This is a genomic window from Advenella mandrilli (assembly GCF_016595155.1).
GTDB classification, from domain to species: domain Bacteria; phylum Pseudomonadota; class Gammaproteobacteria; order Burkholderiales; family Burkholderiaceae_B; genus Advenella; species Advenella mandrilli.
The window spans coordinates 86,253-101,676 of the sequence record NZ_JAENGP010000003.1 but is presented as its reverse complement, the minus strand read 5'-3'; the positions used below and the strand labels follow the sequence as shown (position 1 = coordinate 101,676).

Annotated in this window: 7 protein-coding genes; 6 read left to right on the top strand and 1 reads right to left on the bottom strand. The window is 49.4% G+C overall.

All coding sequences use genetic code 11. The annotated features are described in order from the left end of the window. Positions 1 to 112 precede the first annotated feature (112 nt). From pdxA to JHL22_RS03570, 3 genes are all read left to right on the top strand, one after another. Positions 113 to 1,204, top strand: a complete 1,092-nt coding sequence (gene pdxA / locus JHL22_RS03575) for a 4-hydroxythreonine-4-phosphate dehydrogenase PdxA (protein WP_234041091.1) — start codon at positions 113 to 115, stop codon at positions 1,202 to 1,204. Between the two features lie 227 nt (positions 1,205 to 1,431). Then, positions 1,432 to 1,560, top strand: coding sequence for a hypothetical protein (locus JHL22_RS16085; protein ID WP_268918908.1), 129 nt, complete (start codon positions 1,432 to 1,434; stop codon positions 1,558 to 1,560). Positions 1,561 to 1,777: 217 nt separating this feature from the next. After that, the gene (locus tag JHL22_RS03570; protein ID WP_200233887.1) at positions 1,778 to 2,707 is read left to right on the top strand and encodes a glycosyltransferase family 2 protein; all 930 of its coding nucleotides are present in this window, start codon (positions 1,778 to 1,780) and stop codon (positions 2,705 to 2,707) included. Here the strand turns inward: JHL22_RS03570 and JHL22_RS03565 are convergent. Further along, positions 2,704 to 3,180 (bottom strand): hypothetical protein, encoded by a 477-nt coding sequence (locus JHL22_RS03565; protein WP_200233886.1) that lies wholly within the window; start codon positions 3,178 to 3,180, stop codon positions 2,704 to 2,706. The genes JHL22_RS03570 and JHL22_RS03565 overlap by 4 nt on opposite strands. Before the next feature lie 150 nt (positions 3,181 to 3,330). Here JHL22_RS03565 and ettA point away from each other — a divergent pair, with 150 nt between their 5' ends. The 3 genes from ettA to JHL22_RS03550 all read left to right on the top strand — a co-directional run bounded on the left by ettA (position 3,331) and on the right by JHL22_RS03550 (position 15,378). Beyond that, positions 3,331 to 5,004: an energy-dependent translational throttle protein EttA gene (ettA, locus tag JHL22_RS03560; protein WP_200233885.1), complete on the top strand. Its 1,674-nt coding sequence runs from the start codon at positions 3,331 to 3,333 to the stop codon at positions 5,002 to 5,004. A gap of 153 nt (positions 5,005 to 5,157) precedes the next feature. Then, complete coding sequence (locus JHL22_RS03555) at positions 5,158 to 5,370, top strand: YMGG-like glycine zipper-containing protein (RefSeq protein ID WP_200233881.1); 213 nt, start codon at positions 5,158 to 5,160, stop codon at positions 5,368 to 5,370. A gap of 561 nt (positions 5,371 to 5,931) precedes the next feature. Next, positions 5,932 to 15,378, top strand: a complete 9,447-nt coding sequence (locus JHL22_RS03550) for a YadA-like family protein (protein WP_200233880.1) — start codon at positions 5,932 to 5,934, stop codon at positions 15,376 to 15,378. The last annotated feature ends 46 nt before the right edge of the window (positions 15,379 to 15,424 follow it).

Here is a 15,424-nt window from a genome sequence, read left to right as displayed (position 1 = left end):
GTCAACAAGTGTGAATTTGTGCCTGAATGCCAGGCCTGAACTGTTAAACTTGGAAGAAAGAAATCTTATTAATACGTAATACGGGTAATCATATTCATTGGAAAGGTGGCGTATGTCAGGCGAATCATTACAACAGGCGGCTTTGCCGCTGGGTATTACCATGGGAGATGCGGCCGGCATTGGCCCCGAACTGGTTGTGAAGCTGTTTGCCAAGGGCTTGCCGGTACCGGCGGTGGTGTATGGTGATGCGGGCAGCCTGGCCAGGGCGGCCGGTTTTTTGGCCCTGCCGCAGGTACAAATACAGGAATTTGCCAGCATTAATGACTATTTTCAGAAAAGCCCGGCGGGTTTGGGGGAGAATGCCACTACGCCAGCCACACCGGGTGCAGTGACCATTCCTGTCATTAACTGCGCACCACCTATTCCGGCCAGCCTGCCCCTGGGCCAGGTTAGCAAAGAAGCCGGGCAGGGGGCGTATGCTTATCTTTGTCAGGCCATTGACGATGCCATGGACGGGAAAATTGCCGCCATTGTGACCGCACCCTTGCATAAGGTTTCTTTGAAAATGGCGGGGGTGGATCATCCTGGCCATACCGAAATTCTGGCGCAACGCTCAGGGGCGGGGCAGGTGGGTATGATGCTGTTAAACGACGAACTGCGGGTCTTGCTGGTTACCATTCACATCCCGCTGTCGGCGGTGCCGCAACAAATCACCCATGACAATGAATGCACTGCCATCCGGCTGGCGCACCAGGCCTGTCGCCAGCTGGGCATTGCCCGCCCGCGCATTGCCGTGGCCGGTTTAAACCCGCATGCCGGTGAAGAAGGGCGATTTGGGCAGGAAGACATCAATATTATTGCCCCCGCGATTGAACATATGCGCCAACAGGGCCTGGACGCAAGCGGCCCTTACCCCGGCGACACCATCTTCATGCGCGCCCGCAAGGGAGAGTTTGATATTGTGGTGGCCCAATACCACGACCAGGGTTTAATTCCCGTGAAATATCTGGGGGTGGATAACGGCGTTAACGTGACCGTTGGCCTGCCTTTCATCCGTACCAGTGTTGATCACGGCACCGCTTTTGATATTGCCGGAAAAGGCATTGCCGACGAATCTTCTTTGCGGGTTGCCTTTGAACTGGCGATGAAAATGCACCACCCCGGCGCTACGCGCCACCCCTCCGCAGAGGGGAATTTATGCTAAGTTCTCAAGCGGGGCGGAATGCATATACTGGTGTATCCACGAAGCAGGAAAATTCCCCTCTGTGGAGGGGTGGCAGGCGAAGCCTGACGGGGTGGTACTAAAATCTACACAGCTGCATCAGAACCAGAGTAGTACGGGATTTAATTTTCACACAATTGAATATTTATTGATCAACCTGATCATTTTAAAGTAAACTGTAAGGCTAACCTATTAATCCGGAGAATCTCATGGCTGAAATCAAGCGCGTCCGTCGTAATACTCTTGAGCGCCGCTGCCTGGGTAAAGCATTCAAACGTTTGTTTGTTGGCTCACCAAAAGGCGTGTTCAAAATGCTTGAAAAAGTAAAGCGTGCTTAATCCCTTAGGGCGTTAACCATGTTTTGCCCATCTGGCAAAAATTCAAGGCCGTTGTCACCAGACAGCGGCCTTTTTAATGAATAATGCCAGCTTCATTAATGTCATTTACGCATTTTACGATTCACTACAGGTTAGCGTCCAATAACATGGCAAACTAGCGTATCGTTTGGCTTAACAAGCCATTAATAAAAAGCAAAGCCGTTATTTATTTTCAGCCATGACAGAGAATCAGTTTTCGTTTACGGTGTTGACACCGACCTACAATAGGGCACACACTCTGTTGCGCGCCTATGAGTCGCTGTGCAATCAGTTATTTAGTGATTTTGAATGGCTGATTATTGATGACGGTTCTACCGACAACACCCGTGAACTGATAGAGCAATGGCAAGAAGACTCCCCCTTTCCCATCCGCTATGTCTGGCAAAAAAATCAGCATAAAAAAACCGCTTTCAATAATGGGGTCAGGCAGGCCTGGGGACGCTTGCTGGTGGTTCTTGACAGCGATGACACCCTGCCGCCCGATGCCCTTAACCAGATGTGGGCGTGCTGGCGTTCTATTCCTGCCGAACAGCGCGACGGTTATATTGCCGTTACGGGCCTGTGTGCCCGCCCCGATGGCAGCATTGTGGGTGATAAATATCCTGAAGACGTCATGGACATGACCTCTATGGACATGATTTTCCGACATTCTGTCAAAGGTGAAAAATTTGGCTGCATGCAAACCGAGGTGCTTAAATATTTTCCCTTCCCGGAAAACATAGACGGTTTTGTACCGGAAAGCGTTGTTTGGCGAGCCATTGCCCGCAAAGGATATTTAACCCGTTTCGTCAACCAGGTGTTTCGGGTTTATCATGAAACCGAAGGCTCCCTGTCTGAAGAGGGCGCGCAATTGGGAAAAAAACATGCCCTGGGCCTGTTGCTGCTGGCACGCGATACCGTGGTGGAATGCCTGCCCTGGTTTAAGTACCAGCCTGCCGCTTTTTTAATGGCAGCGGCACGCTACACCCGTTTTCGCCTGCATTTGCGGGCAGGGGGCGTTAAACTGCCCGGCCTGGCCCAGTTGCGGGGTTTAATGCCCACTTTGCTGGTGGCATCCATGTATCCGGTTGGGGTATTGCTATATTTGCGGGATAAAAGCCTGCATTAATGCAAGGTTGGGGCAGGCGGGGTGTTATCGGGCTCATCATCGCCCTCATCTTCTTCGTCCCAATCTTCATTATCAATAGAAAAGTCTTCATCGTTAATGGCAAATGGCAGCATTTCTTCCAGGGTTTCGGTCCATTGAACCTCTTCGCCGGTATAGTCAATACGAATGAAACGGATGTTTTCCTGGTCGGTTAGCTGAATGCCCCACAGGAACTCGCAGGCATAAACCTCTTGTTGCCAGTCATTAAGACCACCGGCATTGCCCAGCAGGCGTGCGGACGGGCCGGCCATCTGGATCTGCACCATTTCTTCATCGGCTTCGTTGTTAACGTCTAGCGGAACCCCAAACATCACCCATTCAAAGCCGTCTTCAGATACATCCACTTCGGCCAGGACCGGTTTGCCCATATAGGCGCTAAGGGCATCGGCGGTTTTGCCAAGGAGTTCCAGTTCGTGTTCAGTAAAAGTAAGCATGTTTATCACTATAGGGTAGGCGTGGATTTAATTAGCTAATTGTACTGGATTTTATTTGCTCCAACCCTTTGGCCAATTCCACAAACGGACAATGCGACAGGAAATGGCTACAATGGGCTCTTTCATATTTTCATATTTACACAGATAAAAATGGCCCAATACGTTTATACCATGAACCGAGTCGGTAAAATCGTGCCTCCCAAGCGGCAGATTTTACGTGATATTTCCCTGTCTTTTTTTCCGGGTGCCAAAATTGGCGTCCTTGGCCTGAACGGCTCTGGCAAATCAACCCTGCTTAAAATTATGGCCGGGGTTGACAAGGAGATTGAAGGCGAAGCCATTCCCATGCCTGGCCTGAATATTGGCTACTTGCCGCAAGAACCCCAGCTGAACCCCGAGCATACCGTGCGTGAATCGGTGGAAGAAGGCCTGGGCGAGGTGTTTACCGCCCGTAAACGCCTTGACGAGGTCTATGCCGAATACGCCGAGCCTGATGCCGACTTTGACAAGCTGGCGGCTGAACAGGCCGAACTGGAATCCATTATTGCCGCTGCGGCCACCAGCGGGGCGGATGACATTGAGCATCAAATGGAAATTGCGGCCGATGCCCTGCGTTTGCCCGCATGGGATGCCATGGTTGGCAATTTGTCGGGCGGTGAAAAACGTCGTGTAGCCCTGTGCCGCCTGCTGCTATCCAAACCCGACATGTTGTTGCTGGACGAGCCCACCAACCACCTGGATGCGGAAAGCGTGGAATGGCTTGAACAGTTCCTGCAAAAATTCCCGGGCACCGTTGTGGCGGTCACCCACGACCGTTACTTCCTGGATAACGCGGCCGAATGGATTCTGGAGCTTGACCGTGGTCATGGTATTCCCTGGAAAGGCAACTACAGCTCCTGGCTGGAACAAAAAGGCAACCGCCTGCAGCAGGAAGAAAACACCGAATCCGCCCGCCAAAAAACCATCAAGAAAGAGCTGGAATGGGTACGCCAGAATCCCAAGGGACGCCAGGCAAAATCCAAAGCCCGTTTGGCCCGCTTCGAGGAACTGTCTTCGCATGAATACCAGAAGCGCAATGAAACCCAGGAAATTTTCATTCCCGTGGCTGAGCGTCTGGGTAATGAAGTTGTTGAATTCAATCATGTCAGCAAGGCCTTTGGTGAGCGTTTGCTGATAGACGATTTAAGCTTCAAAGTGCCGCCTGGCGCCATTGTGGGTATTATTGGCCCTAACGGTGCGGGTAAATCAACCCTGTTCCGCATGATTGCCGGCCAGGAAACCCCTGACTCCGGTGAAGTGAAGATAGGCCAGACCGCCAATGTTTCTTTTGTTGACCAGTCACGTGAAACCTTAAGTAACGATAAAAGCGTCTTCGACTTCATTTCCAACGGTGCAGACTTGCTGACGGTTGGCAAATTTGAAATGCCGGCCCGTGCCTATCTGGGCCGTTTCAACTTCAAGGGCGCCGACCAGAACAAAATGGTGGGGCAATTGTCGGGTGGTGAACGCGGACGCCTGCACTTGGCCTCTACCCTTATTAAAGGCGGTAACGTTTTGTTGCTTGACGAGCCCTCTAACGACCTGGATGTGGAAACCCTGCGTGCCCTTGAAGATGCCTTATTGGAATTTGCGGGCAGTATCATGGTAATTAGCCACGATCGCTGGTTTCTGGACCGTATCGCCACCCATATTCTGGCTTTCGAAGGGGATTCGCAAGTGGTGTTTTTTGATGGTAACTACCAGGAATATGAAGTCGATAAAAAACGTCGACTGGGTGAGGAAGGCGCCAAGCCCAAGCGGATTCGCTATAAAGCATTGAAGTAAATTTCAGTGTGTGTCAAAAGCGCTGTATATTAGAATATTGATACAATTTAAACCCTAAATATATAGCCAAAATACGGGTATTTTGAGAAGCTATCAGTAATAGGATAATGTTTAAATTATTGAATATTTGGCCAATGGCTTAAGGAGTAAAAAATGAAAATGCAAAATGTAAGTAAAGTAATGCTGGTTGCCGTTGTGGCTGCTGCATTAACCGGTTGTGGCCACATGAGTACGCGTGATAAAAGCACTATTGGTGGCGCAGCCATTGGTGGTGTGGCCGGTGCTGTGTTAACCGGTGGCAGCGGCTGGGGTACTGTTGGTGGTGCCGCCGTTGGTGGTGTGATTGGTAACCAGGTGGGTAAATAAACACCCATAATTGCCCTATGAACAGGTAAATACTGTCGTTACCTGATTCAAACCGGAAACCCGAACATTTACGAATGTTCGGGTTTTTTTATGGGAGTTTTTTGTAGATAACGTGGTTGTTTTGCCAACAATGTAAACAATTGATAAAAGAGAGCTTTTTTTCAATGAAAAACAGGGTGGGTTTTTCTTAAAAAATAACAGTTCTTAATAGTTGTTATGATTTTTAAGTAACATATTGAAAGTAATGTTTCATTGATATGAATCAAATTATAATCAATCAAAATTTAATTGTTATAAATAAAAATAAATTAGATATAAATCAAAAATAAATATGATTTCAAAAAGTTAATAATTGAAAATTGAATAATTTAATTACATTCACTAAAGTTGATTCTGAGTCGTGCCGGAAACCTATTTTTTATCGTGATTGTGTTTTTGGCATGGAGTTACTGATGGTCACGATGCTGGTTCCATTTGGGTTTGTTGCTAACTGAAACAGGTTTGTTTTAGAGTTCAGCTTACCAATCGTACCGGCAGATATACATATTTAAAGGATCGATTGTGAATCGTATATATAAAAGCATATGGAACGAGCAAACAGGCACTTATGTCGCTGTTTCTGAAAACGTTAAGGCAAAAGGGAAACGGAGTGGTGCTTCCTTGCTGGCTGGGGTTGTTTTAGCGGTGGCTATGGGTGCTTCTGCCCAAGCGCAAACTGTTACCGTAGGGGATGACCCAGCTGTAGGTGGAAACAGCATTGTTTTTTCAAGCGGTACTGGAGCTATTAGTGGTTTGGGTACGTTTGATATTACAGAATTATCAAATTCAAATAGGGCAGTAACAGCCGGACAGTTGAATACTGTTAATGAGGCGGTGATTGAAAATAAAAATGATATCGCAGCTTTGGATACTCGGGTCACAACATCTGAAGGCAAGATTGGTGCCTTGGAGACAGGTTTAGGGACTGCCAATACAAATATTTCTGGCTTAACAACGCAGGTCACAACCGCTGAAGGCAAGATTGGTGCCTTGGAGACAGGTTTAGGGACTGCCAATACAAATATTTCTGGTTTAACAACGCGGGTCACAACCGCTGAAGGTAAGATTGGTACCTTGGAGACTGGTTTAGGGACTACCAATACAAATATTTCTGGTCTAACAACTCGTGTAGGCGAAACAGAAACAGATATAACAACCCTGAAAACAACACTATCTGATCTGGGTGTTGCAGAGACTACGCCAGGTATCAAATATTTTCGGGTTAATTCAGATAAGGATGACGCCTCAGCGACTGGTGTTGATAGCGTCGCAATTGGTCCTCAAGCGGAGTCCTCGGGCCTAAACAGTGTCGCACTTGGTTTTATGACCCAAGCGCAAGCAGAGAATGCTTTCGCTGCAGGTGTAGGTGCTGTGGTAACTGAAGAAGGTGAAAGTGCCATTGCTTTGGGTGATGGTGCTATTGCAGGTGGGGCAGCATTAGGTAGTGGCGGTATAGCAGCCATTGCGATTGGCCGTGACAGTAAGGCCGGCGGTAGCAGCTCGGTGGCATTGGGTGATGCTACAGTAGCATCCGCTTCTAAGACGACTGCACTGGGCGCAGACTCTACGGCCACTGCTGCGAATGCAATTGCTATCGGTGGTGGATCAGCTAACGCAACGGGTTCTTTTGCTGCAGGCTCAGGAGCGGTAGTGGCCGCTGGTTCAAGCAATAGTATTGCACTGGGTACTGGAGCTGGTGCTGGAACGAATATTGGGGATGCTGATGATAGAATCGACCTTATCGCTATTGGTACCAAGGCAGGGCAAAATGTAGGTGGTTCTCAAAATATCGCCATTGGTGCCGGTTCTGGTAGCAATGTATCAGGTTATTTCAACGTGGCGCTTGGTCAGAATAGTGGGACTGGCTTAGGAGTCGGAAGTGATTCGGTTGTATCAATCGGTCGTGAAGCCAATCATGAGGTTGGCGAAACACTTCAACATGCAGTTGCCATTGGCAGTTATACAAACGCTGCAACGAATGCAGTGTCTATTGGCCATAAATCCGATGCATTAGTAGGTGGTATTGCTATTGGTTATGATGCGGATGCAGCTGAAAATGCGGTTGCTTTGGGTACAAATGCAAATGCTGTTAGTGGAAGCGTGGCTTTAGGTTTAAATTCAGCTGCTAGCGCGTTGGATTGGGCAGGCACTTCGTATCTGACAAATCAGGCAACCCCTGGCTCAGTGGTATCTGTTGGAAATCGCAACGAAGGTGGTGGTGATGCCACGTTACGTCGTATTGTTAACGTCGCCGATGGTGCCGCAACAAGTGATGCAGCAACAGTAGGCCAATTGCACAAAGCACAGACAGAAGTCGCTTCTTTAATTGGTGGTGGTGTAACAGTTCAGGGCGATGGATCTTTTTCTGATTTTACAATAAAAGATAAAAGTGGTACAGAGCACACGTTTAGTACAGTAGCGGCCGGATTTGCTCTGTTGGCTAACGGTGAGATTAATCTTCTTCCATCTGATGCAGTAACTTTTGTGAGTGATACTGACAAAAGAATTACAGGTGTTGTGGCTGGTACCGATAATAGTGATGTAGTCAATGTAGGGCAACTGAAGCAAGCGCTTACTGACAATAAAGTCCAGTACTTTCATGTTAACTCTAGCATAGGTGCGAATCAAGGTAACAATGGTGCGGCGGGTACAAATGCGATGGCTATTGGTCCTGATGCGAGTGCGGGGGGCGATTCCTCAATCGCATTTGGACATGGTGTGATTACATCTGCAGCACAGAGTATTGCTATTGGTAATGATGTAGATGCAATCGGTCTGAAATCGACGGTAATTGGTAACTCAGGCACAATGGCTATCAATGAAGGCGGGGTTGCCATTGGTAAGAATGCACATAGTTATGGTGAAAACGCTATTGTCATTGGTACAGGAGCACGATCTCACTTGGCAGATTCTGATGAGCCCAGTCACAACACCGTTGTTATCGGTACGAGTGCAGAGGCTACAGCGGATAATGGTACTGCCATTGGTATGGACGCAGTGGCTACTGATGAGCGTGCAGTGGCACTCGGGACGACAGCACAAGCTCGTGGTGAAGACTCAATGGCCTTTGGTAGCAATGCGATAGCCACCGGCGTAAGTTCACAGGCCAGCGGTACCAATGCTAATGCCAGTGGTTTAAATGCACAGGCCAGTGGTACAGGTGCCAGCGCCAGCGGCTACAACGCTGTTGCCACGGGTACAGGAGCAGTAGGTTATGCCACGGATGGTATTGCTATGGGTACAGGAGCGGTATCGGGCTTTAGTGATCCGTTCAATACAGACGCTGAGCGTAATACCGCCGGAATCGCAATCGGTAATCAATCATTGGCTGATCAAGAGCATGCCTTGGCATTGGGTGTTGAAGCAGAAGCGCGTGCCAAGTCATCTGCTGCCATTGGTGATAACGCAGAAGCGACAGCAGCTGCTGAAAATGGTTTTGCTGCAGGTACTAATGCCCTTGTTTCCGCTCAAAATGCAACCGCTGTTGGTGCGAACACAGACGCAACCGGTGTTAACGCTTCAGCCTTTGGTAACGGAGCACAAGCTACCGCCGGCAGTGCTTTGGCTCTAGGCGACGGTGCAGTAGCAGAGGGACTTAATTCTACTGCTATGGGTACCGGTGCCAATGCGCAGAAAGCTGACTCCATGGCTTTAGGTACGAACGCAATAGCCTATCATGAAGGTTCTGTTGCCTTGGGTAGTGGCTCTGTTACCGGTACTGTTAACGTGACACGTACGCCCGATGCCACCGTAGATGGTGTTAAGTATGACTTTGCCGGTGCGCAAACAGGCGTGATATCTACAGTCAGTGTAGGGTCTGTGGGTAACGAGCGAACCATCAGCAACGTAGCGGCAGGTCAGTTAACTGAAACTAGTACTGACGCTATTAACGGCAGCCAGTTGCATGCTACGAATAAAGCGGTAACCGCTTTGGGTAATGATCTGGATACTTTTGGTGGTTCGGTTGCTGGTGCGCTGGGCGGAACCTCTAAATATGATCCTGAAACACATACTGTTACAGCTGGTTTGTCAGTGAATGGTAATGATTACAGCAATGTCAATGATGCACTTCAATATGTAGGCCAAGGTTGGGATGTTTCCGGTTCTGGCGCGGACAAAGTTAACATTGGGCCTGGTGGTGCAGTTGACTTCAAAGGCGACAACAATATTAGCGTAGCTCAGACTGGCGAAAAAGATGCAGGTGTGATTGCAATCAACCTGGCGAAAAATGTCGATCTTGGTGCAGACGGTAGCCTGACAACCGGTAACACTAAAGTTAACAATACGGGTGTAACCGTAGGTAGTGGTGGGTTCGCCCCAACTACGACAGTAGAAGCGGGCAAGATTGTGGTCACTTCAGCGGGTGGAACAGGTAATAACAAGAGTATTGTGCTGGATACGTCACCGACCAAGGCAGAGATTACAGGCTTGACCAATACCACCTGGAATCCGGCAGGCACTTACAATGCTGGCCGTGCAGCAACAGAAGAGCAGCTGAAAATGGTTTCCGATGTGGCGCAAAACGCCAACCAGGGCTGGAATGTCACCACCAATGCAGATGACGCGACTTCTGAAAACGTGGCACCGGGTGCAACGGTTGACTTTGATAATACCGATGGCAATATCGTGATTGGTCAAACTGGTACCAAGCTGACCTTTGATCTGGCAGACAACTTGTCAGTCGGTGGTGATGGTGTGGATGGTAAAGTGGGTGTCAAGGGGGCCGACGGTAAAGATGGCGTCAGCATTAATCCTGATGCCATTGTGTTCCATGGCATTGATGGTGTTGACGGAAAAGACGGCAGCCTGACAATGGGTAAGGGAGAGCCGGGCGTTGATGGCGTTGACGGCATTACCCGTATCCAGTACACCGATCCTGATGGTAACGATCACGAAGTGGCAACACTGGATGATGGCCTGAAGTTTGCCGGTGATATTGGAAGTATCTCTCATAAACTGAATGAAACGGTCAGTTTGACTGGTGGTGTAACGGATGCAGACAAACTGTCTGATGACGCCAACATTGGTGTGGTTGCAGGCGCTACAGGAGGTTTGTTGCTTCAGCTCGCCAAAGACCTGACTGGCCTGAACAGTGCCACTTTTAGTGATGGTACCAACACAACGGTAATTAATGGTGAAGGTTTAACGGTTACTGGTGGTCCAAGCGTAACGGTTGACGGTATTGATGGTGGCAATAAGCAGATTACCGGTGTGGCCAGTGGTTTGGGCGGTACAAAGCTGGTTGATGCTACTGGCGCTACCTTGACTAATGCCGCCAATATTGGTGATTTGCAGTCTGCCGCCAATAATCTGAAGACCGCTGGTCTGAATTTTGTGGGTAACACCGGTGGTGCAATCCACAAAGATCTGGGTGATACCCTGAGTATTGTGGGTGGCTTGGCAGATGGCGCTGCCTCAACAGGCGCCAACCTGCGTGTGGATAGCGATGGTAGTAAGTTGAACCTGGTCATGGCCCGCAATCTGACCGACCTGGAGAGCATTACGATCAATAATGGTCCTGTCATTAATGCTGGCGGTATCAATATGGGTGGCAAAAAAATTACCAACCTGGCACCCGGCACAGATGGTACTGATGCGGTTAATGTAAATCAGCTTGAGGATGTTAAAACGATTGCCAATAAAGGCTGGAACGTTACCACCAACGCTGATACGAAGACCTCAGAAAACGTGGCACCGGGTGCAACGGTTGACTTTGATAATACCGATGGCAACATCGTAATTGGCCAAACTGGCACCAACCTGACCTTTGATCTGGCAGACAACTTGTCAGTCGGTGGTGATGGTAAAGACGGATCAATTGGCGTCAAGGGTGCCGACGGTAAAGATGGCGTCAGCATTAATCCTGATGCGATTGTCTTCCATGGTATTGATGGTGTTGACGGTAAAAACGGCAGTATCACAATGACTCAGGGCGCTTCAGGAGTGGATGGAAAGGATGGTATTACCCGTATCCAGTACACCGATCCTGATGGTAAGGATTACGAAGTGGCAACACTGGATGACGGCCTGAACTTTGTAGGTGACGATGGAACCGTTGTTTCCCGCAAACTTAATGACACCTTGGGTCTGACGGGCGGTGCAGCTGCGGCTGATCTCGCCGGTAAAGGCAATATTGGTGTGGTGGCAGACGGTACTGGCGCCCTTAGCGTTCAGTTGGCTAAAGACATTGATCTGACTGAAGACGGAAGTCTGACAGTGGGTGATACGGTTGTTGATACAACAGGTCTTGCCATAACCGGTGCCAGCGCAAATGATCCAAGCACCAAGGTTGAGGCTGGCAGGATTGAACTGTTTGCCAACCCGCTGACTGGTTCAGCCAACACTATTGTGATTGATGCCGGTAAAGGTACTATCGAAGGCTTGAGCAACCGTAATCTGGAAGCTGCTGATTTTGCAACAGCAGGTCGTGCAGCGACAGAAGAACAGCTCAAGTTGATGGGTAGTGATCTTACTAAAGAAGGTTTGAATTTTGCTGGTAACCAGGGTGCTGACATCCATAAAGATCTGGGTGATACCCTGAGTATTGTGGGTGGTCTGGCCAATGATGCCAGTGCTTCCGATGCCAATATCCGTGTAGACAGTGAAGATGGTGAACTGCGCATCAAGCTGGCCACCAAACTGACTGATCTGGAAGATATCCAGGTAGGAAAGGATGGCGTTGATGGTGTTGACGGCACGATTGGTGTGAATGGCAAGAACGGTTCCTCAGTGGTACTGAACGGTGAAGATGGTTCTATTGGCCTGACCGGTCCAAGAGGCACAGATGGTAGCGATGGTGTCAGCACCAACATCAGCGTGAAAGACGGTGCGCCAGGTGTTAATGGTGCCCCCGGTGAAACCACTACACGTATTGTGTACACCGATGAAAAAGGTGATCCGCAAGAAGTGGCCAACCTGAATGACGGCCTGAAGTTTGTGGGTGACGATGGCAACACCGTGACACGCAAGCTGAACGAAACCCTGGGTCTGACCGGTGGTGCCGATATTAGCAATCTGTCCGCAGACAATATTGGCGTGGTTCAGAAAGATGACGGCAGCCTGAGCATCCAGTTGGCTAAAGACCTACTTGGCCTGAACAGTGCAACCTTCACGGATGGTACCAACACAACCGTGATTAACAGCTCTGGCCTCACCATTACGGATGGTCCAAGCGTAACGGTTGGCGGTATTGATGGTGGCAATAAACAGGTTACCGGTGTCGCCAGCGGTCTGGGTGGTATTAACCTGGCTGATGCTACCGGTGATACCCTGACCAATGCTGCCAATATTGGTGACTTGCAAACGGCCACCAATGATCTGACAGCCGCAGGCCTGAACTTTGCCGGAAACACCGGTGCAGACATCCATAAAGATCTGGGAGAAACCCTGAATATTGTGGGTGGTCTGGATGCGGCAGCAGGTGCTTCCGATAGCAATATCCGGGTAGACAGTGAAAGCGGTGACTTGCGCATCAAGCTGGCCACCAAACTGACTGACCTGGAAGACATCCAGGTAGGCAAGGATGGCGTTGACGGTGTTAATGGCACCATTGGCGTGAATGGCAAGGACGGTGCATCAGTGGTACTGAACGGTGCCGATGGTTCTATCGGCTTGACCGGTCCAAAAGGTGCCGATGGCAGCGATGGTGCCAGCACCAACATCAGCGTGAAAGATGGAGCGCCCGGTGTTAATGGTCTTGATGGTGAAACCACCACCCGTATTGTGTACACCGATGAAAAAGGTGATCCGCAGGAAGTGGCCAATCTGAATGACGGCCTGAAGTTTGTGGGTGACGATGGCAACACCGTGACACGCAAGCTGAACCAGACTTTAGGTTTAACCGGTGGTGTAACAGAGCCGACTGACCTGACAGGTGAAGGCAATATCGGTGTGGTTCAGAAAGACGATGGCGCCCTTAGCATCCAGCTGGCCAAAGACATTGACCTGACTGAAGACGGCAGCTTGACAGTAGGTGATACCACTGTTAACGACAAAGGTCTGGTGGTGCATGATGTAACAGCTAATCCAACGGCAACCACTACAGTGGAAGCCGGCAAGATTGAATTGTTTGCCAACCCAACCGGTGGTCCGGCCAATACCATTGCAATAGATGCCAACACAGGCACAATTGCTGGCTTGACTAACAAGACCATCGATTACCCTGAGTTTGCCAATGGTTCTGGTCGTGCGGCGACAGAAGAGCAGCTGTCTATCGTGAACGAAACTGCCAATAAAGGCTGGAACGTCACCACGAATGAGGCGGATGTTTCTGAAAACGTGGCGCCAGGGGGCAGTGTTGATTTTGACAATACCGATGACAATATCGTGATTGCGCAAGACAAGACGAATCTCACCTTTGATCTGGCTAAAAATATCAAGGTTGACAGCGTTAATGCGGGCGGTACTTTCCTTAACAGCAACGGCTTGAGCTTTGTTGATGGAAGTGGTGCTCAATTGCCCAATACGGTGTTCATTAAACCGGATGGCATTGACATGGGTGGTAATAAAATCACCAGTCTGGCAAAAGGTGAAATTAGCGCAACCAGCACCGATGCCGTCAATGGCAGCCAGCTGTCGTTCCTGGCGGATTCGGTCCAGAACATTTTTGGTGGTGATGTAAGCTTTGACTTTGAAAAAGGCACTTTCACAAGCCCTACTTACAGCATTAATGGTAAAGATTATTCAACCGTGCAGGAGGCCATTGACAAGCTTGCTGAAGGTTGGACGGTTACGGTTAATGATCCAGGTGGTTCGAATCCAGGTACAGGTACAGGTACAGGTGGTACCCCCGGAACCGGCACAGGTGGACCCGCTGATATTCTGCCCGGTGACCAGTTAACCCTGGTGGCGGGTGACAATATCGACATTGTTCAGAAACCGAAAGAAGACGGCAATGTTAATATTGAAATCTCCGTTGATCCTAATCTGGTTGTTGATTCGGTGACCGCAGGCCAGACAGTCATGGACGATAGTGGTGTTAAGGTGGGCGACAAGGTACATCTGGGAGATACCGGTCTGACCGTAAAAGGTGGACCTACCGGTGATTTGGCCTTTACAGCCGATAAAGTAGATGTCGGTGGTAATAAAATCACCAACGTTGCTGAGGGCACCATCGCCGCAGGCAGCAAAGATGCCGTTAACGGTGGCCAGATCAAGGATATTAGCCAGTCTGTGGCTGATGCCCTGGGTGGTGGTTCCACAGTGAAGGATGATGGTACGGTTAGTGCACCAAGTTACACGGTTGGTAACAAAGACGAAGTGGTCAACAATGTTGGTGATGCCATTGAGGTCTTGAACCAGGGTTGGACCTTGAATGCCGGAGGCAATAATTCACAGGTTCAGGCCGGTGATAAAGTCAGCTTGCTGAATAACGATGGCAATATCGTGATTACGCAAGTGGTTGGCAGTGCTGAAGTGAACTTTGCACTGAATGACACGATTACCGTGACAGAAGTTAATGCCACCACTGTTAACGCCACAACTGTGAATGCCTCGACCTTCAAGGCGGGCAATACGATTGTTAACAACAATGGCTTGTCATTCGTGAATAACGAGGGTGACCAGGTTGGCCCAAGCGTTTCTGTCGATGGCATTAATGCAGGCAGTAAAACCATCACCAACGTGGCAGCAGGTGTTAATGAAACTGATGCGGTTAACGTGGGCCAGCTACAAGGTGCTGTTACCAACATCAATAACCAGATCAACTCTGTACGTGGTGATTTGCGTCGTGTTGACAGGGATGCCAGGGCGGGTACTGCTTCGGCAGCGGCCATGGCCAACTTGCCACAGGCTTATTTGCCAGGCAAGAGCATGTTTGCGGTTTCAACAGCGGGGCACCGTGGTGAGCAGGGTTTTGCGGCTGGTTTGTCAACCATCTCTGATAACGGTAAATGGGTATTGAAAGGTTCGGTTTCTGGTAATAGTCGTGGTGACACAACTTACGGTGCCGGTGTAGGTTACCAGTGGTAATTTTACATTAGCCATTAACCATGGCTTGGGCCACACACCTTTATGT

Bases quoted from the DNA above. Each gene is read 5' to 3' on its own strand.
- JHL22_RS03555 (WP_200233881.1), top strand. From the start codon at position 5,158: ATGAAAATGCAAAATGTAAGTAAAGTAATGCTGGTTGCCGTTGTGGCT.
- JHL22_RS03570 (WP_200233887.1), top strand. From the start codon at position 1,778: ATGACAGAGAATCAGTTTTCGTTTACGGTGTTGACACCGACCTACAAT.
- JHL22_RS16085 (WP_268918908.1), top strand. From the start codon at position 1,432: ATGGCTGAAATCAAGCGCGTCCGTCGTAATACTCTTGAGCGCCGCTGC.
- JHL22_RS03565 (WP_200233886.1), bottom strand. From the start codon at position 3,180: ATGCTTACTTTTACTGAACACGAACTGGAACTCCTTGGCAAAACCGCC.
- ettA (WP_200233885.1), top strand. From the start codon at position 3,331: ATGGCCCAATACGTTTATACCATGAACCGAGTCGGTAAAATCGTGCCT.
- pdxA (WP_234041091.1), top strand. From the start codon at position 113: ATGTCAGGCGAATCATTACAACAGGCGGCTTTGCCGCTGGGTATTACC.